Origin of the sequence: Streptomyces sp. NPDC058375, assembly GCF_042723425.1 — a bacterium.
Lineage (GTDB): Bacteria > Actinomycetota > Actinomycetes > Streptomycetales > Streptomycetaceae > Streptomyces > Streptomyces durocortorensis.
In genome coordinates this window covers 1-4,482 of record NZ_JBHXJG010000394.1, presented here as the reverse complement: position 1 = coordinate 4,482, position 4,482 = coordinate 1, and the positions used below count along the sequence as shown (strand labels likewise).

Genomic DNA, 4,482 nt, shown 5'->3' with positions numbered 1-4,482 from the left:
GTCCGGCTCAGCTCTCGGCGCCCGCCGGTTGCGCCTTCGCCAGCGGTTCGGCCGGCCGGGCCTCGGCGACCCTCGCCTCCACCGCAACGGCCGCGGCCGGACCGGCCGGCGCTTCCACGGCCACGGGCACCCGTTCCGTCGCCGGGCCCTCGCCTGCGGGCTCCCGCGCGGGGGCGGCCTCCATCGGCTCGCCCCGGCCGGGCAGCAGGTCGAGCACCGCCCGCCGGTGCGCGTCGCTCGTGGCGTCGTCGTACGGATCCGGGGTGGCGGGCACCTGGAGCCGCAGGACCGGGCCCGTGCCCAGGCGGACGTAGCCGCGCCCCGCGGGGACCTCGGGCGGCGGGGTGGTGTGCGGCGCGGCGCCGAGGAGGGCCTCGATCTGCTCGCCGGAGGCCGGCCCGAGGACGGCGCGGGCGCGGGTGTGGGTCCGCACGGCCTCCGTGAGGGTGTCCAGCGCGTCGAACTGCTCGGCCAGCACGACGGTGACCTGCGCCGCCCGGCCGTGCCGCAGCGGGATCCGGAGCAGCTCCTGCGGGTCGGGCCTGCCGTCGGCCGCCGCGAGATGACCGAGGACACCGGGGCGGTCCAGCAGGATCCACAGCGGGCGGCGGATGTCGTCCGGCGCCGGGCGGCCGCTCTGGCGGGCCAGGTTGGCGGTGATCAGGCGGCGCTCCGTCTCGTGCGCCGCCCATTCCAGCGTGGCGAGCGCCCCGCCGAGACCGGACTCCACCGCGAGGACACCGGGACGCCCGGAGAGAGCGCCGTACTCACCGGCCCCGCCGCCGTCGACGATGATCACGTCGCCGTGCTGGAGGGCCTGGAGGGCGATCGAGCGGATCAGGGTCGTGGTACCGCCGCCGGGCTGCCCGACGGCCAGCAGGTGCGGTTCGGTGGAGCGGCCGCCGGTCCGCCAGACGACCGGCGAGGCGTCCACCGTGGTGTCGCCGTCGCGCACGGGGACGGTGCGCGAGACGGCGTCCGGGTCGGTGAAGCCGAGGACCGTCTCGCCGGGGGCGGTGACGAAGCGCTGGGCGGCGATCGTCGTGGGCAGCGCGTCCAGCACGGTCATGACGAGGCGGCCCGCCTCCTCGTCCCAGCCGAAGTGGTACTCGCGGCCCCGGCCGGACTTGGTGTGGAGCAGCTGCTCGATCCGGGAGCGGGCGGCGGCCTCGCCGTCCGTGAAGTACGCCGGATAGGAGATGTGGAGGCGGGTGAGCCGCCCGTCCTGGTCGAAGGCGTAACCCTCGAAGGCCTTCGCCCAGTCGCCGCCGTGGGCGAACAGCGGATCGGGGTCGTCGGCCCTGGAGAAGTAGGGCACGAGCGCCTCGTACAGCGACCGCAGGCGTGCGGTCTCCGACTCGTCGGGCCCGGTCCGCACGGGGGTCCGCTCCCGCCCCTTCCAGGCGGCAGCGCCCATCACCGTGATCAGGGCCAGGATCGGCCCGTAGGGGACGAGCGCCACCACCAGCACGCAGGCCGCGGCGAGGAACAGCTTGGGACCACGCCGTTCCTTGGGCGTCGCGACCCACTTCTGCCGGCCGGAGACGGCCAGCAGCCGCAGACCGCGGACCACCGTGATCAGCGGATGGAGGACATCGGTGGCACTGTCGGCGGCCGTGCGCGCGATCTCTCTGCTGCGAGTGATCGAAGCGCTGCCGCTGCTCAGAATGCGGGGGAGTGGTCGCCGGGCCACGTCGGTCTCCTGAAGGGGTGGGAGCGGTTGCGGAGCGTCAGAACTTGATCCCGCCCAGCAGGCCGGCGAGGCTCGCCCCGCCCGCCGTGATGCTCGGTGCGATGGCGGTGCCGGCCAGGTAGAAGCCGAACAGGGCGCAGACGATGGCGTGGGAGGCCTTGAGCCCGTCCTTCTTGAAGAACAGGAAGACGATGATGGCGAGCAGTACCACGCCCGAGATGGAAAGGATCATGAGCGGTTCTCTCCTGGTTGAAGGGGACAGTCACCATGAGTCCTTCCAGGATCACGGGAAGTATCTATACGACAAAAGGTGCAATCGAGTGAATATCCCGCGCTTTCACTTGACCGGCCCACAGAAGTCGGCTCCCGGGAAGCGGCATCACCCGGTCCGTGCCGGGCAGGGATCAGCCGCGGTGATCCCTTGCCGTATCCGGGCCGGGTCATGTCGGCCCGGGAGCAGTACCCTGTCGATTCACTCGTACGGCCCCCTCGCCGTACTCCCCACCAGGTCAACCACGGCGGTGAGCAGCCGTGACAGCAGTCAAGGAAGGCGGTCCGTCCCGATGAGCGAAACCCCCGATCCCGAGGTGGTCGAGCTGGCGACCAAGGTCTTCGACCTGGCCCGCACCGGCGACACCGAGACCCTCATCGCGTATGTCGAGGCCGGAGTCCCCGCCAACCTCACCAACGACCGGGGCGACACCCTTCTCATGCTCGCCGCCTACCACGGGCACGCCGCCACGGTCGCCGCCCTCGTCGCCCGCGAGGCCGACCCGGACCGGGCCAACGACCGCGGCCAGACCCCGCTGGCCGGAGCCGTCTTCAAGGGCGAGGACGCCGTCGTCGACGCGCTGCTCGCCGCCGGCGCCGACCCGGCCGCCGGAACACCGTCCGCGCTGGACACGGCCCGGATGTTCGGCAAGTCCGACCTGCTGGAACGCTTCGGTGTGCGGTGAGACGCCGGCGGACGCTCCCCCGAGCGCGTCCGCCGTGGGCTCCGCTGACCGGTCCGTCGTAAATGTGGTCGCGGTGGCGAAATGGCTGGGTCATCATGACGTCGCGGGCCCGCTCAGGGCCACCGACGAGAGGCAGGAAGATGCTCTACACCAGGCGAAAGACGGCGGTCGGCCGATCATGTCACTGCGCGGCGTAGCGGTGTCCCCCGGACACCCCAACGTGCCGAGAGGCACGGGGCACTGCACAGTCCCGGTTGCGTCGACAGCTTGATGTGAGGCTTTCTCCCATGTTCGATCCGTTCATAGCGCCGAGCGGTACTCTGCTCGGCCTGTTGCAGAGGGGCCGCGGCGACGGCACGCTCCACGCGCTCGCCGCACCGCGCCCCGAGGCCCTCGCGGCCCTCAACCACTGCGTCGTGAGCGACCCCCGCCACGACTGGCAGGTGGAGAACCGCTCCCTCTACTACGCGCGCCTCTACCTCGACCTCGACGGCGGTATCGAGGAGATCGAGCGACACCTCGCCGACCCCGACGACCTCGTCGATACCGACGACTCCCGCACCGGTCTGGCGCTCTCCGTCCTCGGCCACCTCGCCTCCTACGGACGCGACGACGCCCTGGCCCTGCTCCGCCGCTACGCGACGACCGGCGCCAACTGGGCCTGGGCCCTGGACGAGCTGGCCCTGCGCGACGACGACGCCGGCCTGCGCTCCCTCGCGCTGCCCGTCCTCGCCCGCTTCCCGGCCACCGAACAGGGCGCGGCCGACCTCGCCGCCGCCGTACGCGACTCCTTCGAGCCGCGCCCCTGGCGCCTGTGGGCCGACGACCCGCGCGAAGCGGTCGGCGCCCGGGTCAGGGCCGCCGGCGAACAGGGCTCCTTCGACCGATGGCAGCGCCAGATGCGCCCCGGGGGGCCCCGCCCCGGCTGGAGCGTCCAGGCCGTCTTCGACTGGGCCCAGCAGGCCCTGGACCGCGGCAGCGAACTGCACGTCCCCGCGGCCCGCTGCCTCACCGCCGTCGCCGGACCCGACGACCTCCCCCAGATCGTCGAGGCCGCCCGCAGCGGCCCCGAAGGCGCCCGCTGCGCCGCCCTGCACTACCTCGCGGAGGCGGGCGAACCCGCCGTCCTCGACCTCATCGAGGCCGCCGCCCTCAGCCCCTCCCGCACCGTCGCCGACACGGCCATCGCCGCCTTCGAGCGGATGACCGCCGACGCCGCCGTCGAGCGGGCCAGGCGCTGGGCCCACCGCCCCGACGCCCTCGGCGCCTCAGCCGCCGGAGTGCTCGCCTGCCGAGGCGCCGCCCAGGACGCTCCCCAAGTCCTCGGCGCGCTGCGGGAGGCCGTACGCGGCGACGGACCCGACGCCCCTCTGCTATGGACCCTGGTCGACGGAGCCGGCCGCCTCGGCATCGCCTGCGCCGCCCCCGTCCTGCGCCACGTCTACCGCGAGACGTCCTCCTCGCACCTGCGGGGCAGGGCCGCCCGCGCCCTGGCCGCCACCGACCCGTCCTTCGCGACCGGGTTCGCGGTGGAGTGCCTCTGGGACTGCGAGGAGACCACCCGCGAGGTGGCCGCCCTGCACGCCGAGACCGGTGACATCCGCGTCGCCGAACGCCTGCGCCGCCTCGCCGCCGACCCGGCCGAGGAGGCCGAGGTCCAGACGGCGGTACGCAGCCGGATCGGGCCGGACGCGTCGGCTGTCTGAGCCGTAGCGGCCCGTACGGGCGCCTTTCGCGCCTGTGGGCGGGAGGCCCGCGGACTTCTTACTGCGGCCTCCCCCCCACGGGCACAGACCCCCCCACAGGCACATAAATGCGCCAAGACCGGACGCT

General features: G+C 73.7%; 4 protein-coding genes. 2 read left to right on the top strand and 2 right to left on the bottom strand.

Annotated elements, in window-relative coordinates:
- Window positions 1–7 precede the first annotated feature (7 nt).
- Together ACFWM7_RS33940 and ACFWM7_RS33935 are read right to left on the bottom strand one after the other, a co-directional pair.
- On the bottom strand, window positions 8–1,693 hold the full coding sequence (locus ACFWM7_RS33940) for a hypothetical protein (protein ID WP_383268254.1): 1,686 nt from the start codon (window positions 1,691–1,693) through the stop codon (window positions 8–10).
- A gap of 37 nt (window positions 1,694–1,730) precedes the next feature.
- On the bottom strand, window positions 1,731–1,925 hold the full coding sequence (locus ACFWM7_RS33935; RefSeq protein ID WP_006123109.1) for a hypothetical protein: 195 nt from the start codon (window positions 1,923–1,925) through the stop codon (window positions 1,731–1,733).
- Between the two features lie 331 nt (window positions 1,926–2,256).
- Between ACFWM7_RS33935 and ACFWM7_RS33930 the strand changes: the two genes are divergently transcribed.
- Window positions 2,257–2,649, top strand: coding sequence for an ankyrin repeat domain-containing protein (locus ACFWM7_RS33930; RefSeq protein WP_383268252.1), 393 nt, complete (start codon window positions 2,257–2,259; stop codon window positions 2,647–2,649).
- A gap of 287 nt (window positions 2,650–2,936) precedes the next feature.
- The gene (locus tag ACFWM7_RS33925; protein ID WP_383268249.1) at window positions 2,937–4,355 is read left to right on the top strand and encodes a HEAT repeat domain-containing protein; all 1,419 of its coding nucleotides are present in this window, start codon (window positions 2,937–2,939) and stop codon (window positions 4,353–4,355) included.
- The last annotated feature ends 127 nt before the right edge of the window (window positions 4,356–4,482 follow it).

What these genes read in the sequence shown, in the direction of transcription:
- ACFWM7_RS33935 (WP_006123109.1), bottom strand. Translation starts at nt 1,925, where the DNA reads ATGATCCTTTCCATCTCGGGCGTGGTACTGCTCGCCATCATCGTCTTC.
- ACFWM7_RS33925 (WP_383268249.1), top strand. Translation starts at nt 2,937, where the DNA reads ATGTTCGATCCGTTCATAGCGCCGAGCGGTACTCTGCTCGGCCTGTTG.
- ACFWM7_RS33930 (WP_383268252.1), top strand. Translation starts at nt 2,257, where the DNA reads ATGAGCGAAACCCCCGATCCCGAGGTGGTCGAGCTGGCGACCAAGGTC.